Here is a 1,063-nt window from a genome sequence, read left to right on the forward strand (position 1 = left end):
AAGAATCGCACACCATTTATTAGAATGCCAGTTGAATATTTTAATCCCGTTGAGGAATCCACTTTTATTTTAGAAAAATTAGGGAGGCAATATGACGATCTATTGAGCATAAAAGAAAATGGGTGCTGGTACCTAACAGTGAACAAGAAAATATATAGTGAAAAACGTCTAGGGATAGCCGCCTGTTTAGCCGCTGTTGACACTGTAAGAAACAATAAGTAGGGATTTGATTTTAAGGAAGAAATACAAATTTAAATTATAAATAGGGGGAATTAAAATGTTACATGCAGTTATGCAAGAGCAAAATTACTGGAAAGGCCAGAAACAGAAATTCCGAAAAAATAATAAGAAGTTATTAATTTCATTAGAACCACATTTGCATGAAAGATTGGAAGAGTTCGCATTGTATAACGAAAATTTAGATCAAATTGCATCGGAGTTAGTAACAGAAGGTTTAGACTATATCTATATGGAGGATATACCTGTAAGGCAATCTCATGCTTTTCAGCATTTTATCGAATTTGAATTAACACCATTTCAACATAAGCTCTTACAACAATTAGCGATCAAACGAGGATGTTCAGCAAGAAAAATGGCATATACAATATTACGTTTTATGCTCAAAACAAAGTAAAAGAATCCAATCATAAAAGAAGGATTCTTTCACCAGGTATTCGTTGGCAAATGACTTCACCAGGGAATTGAGTCTGGATCACTCAATTCCCTTTTTTATGTTATAAAAAAGAAGGTCATTTGTCAAAATCATTTGCTATAGAATCACAAATGGTTTTTTAGAACTTACACAGAACACTTTCAGAACGTATTTAATTTGTTTGCCCTTTACCTCTTAGTAAAATGAAACCCTAAGATAATCATAATAACATAAAATATAAAGTTTTTGTCTCACATAAATCTATTGATTTTGTATGAAATTTTTATATACTAAAAGTGAGTTTCCGACTGTAATTAGGCGGCACTTTTATAGTAATACCAATCTGTTGTATGTACGTAAAAAGAGATCGGATATTCCGATCTCTTTTTCCAGGCTGTGGAGAAAGTCTTC

General features: G+C 32.2%; 1 protein-coding gene and 1 pseudogene. Both read left to right on the forward strand.

Going from position 1 to position 1,063, the window contains the following annotated elements:
* A pseudogene (locus tag RT27_RS35935) lies at window positions 1-222 on the forward strand (hypothetical protein); the annotation flags it as partial.
* Window positions 223-277: 55 nt separating this feature from the next.
* Window positions 278-634, forward strand: a complete 357-nt coding sequence (locus RT27_RS29030; RefSeq protein ID WP_043938542.1) for a hypothetical protein — start codon at window positions 278-280, stop codon at window positions 632-634.
* The last annotated feature ends 429 nt before the right edge of the window (window positions 635-1,063 follow it).

Origin of the sequence: Bacillus sp. L_1B0_5, assembly GCF_000836715.1 — a bacterium.
Taxonomy (GTDB): Bacteria; Bacillota; Bacilli; order Bacillales; family Bacillaceae_G; genus Bacillus_A; species Bacillus_A thuringiensis_S.

Bases quoted from the DNA above. Each gene is read 5' to 3' on its own strand.
- RT27_RS29030 (WP_043938542.1), top strand. From the start codon at position 278: ATGTTACATGCAGTTATGCAAGAGCAAAATTACTGGAAAGGCCAGAAA.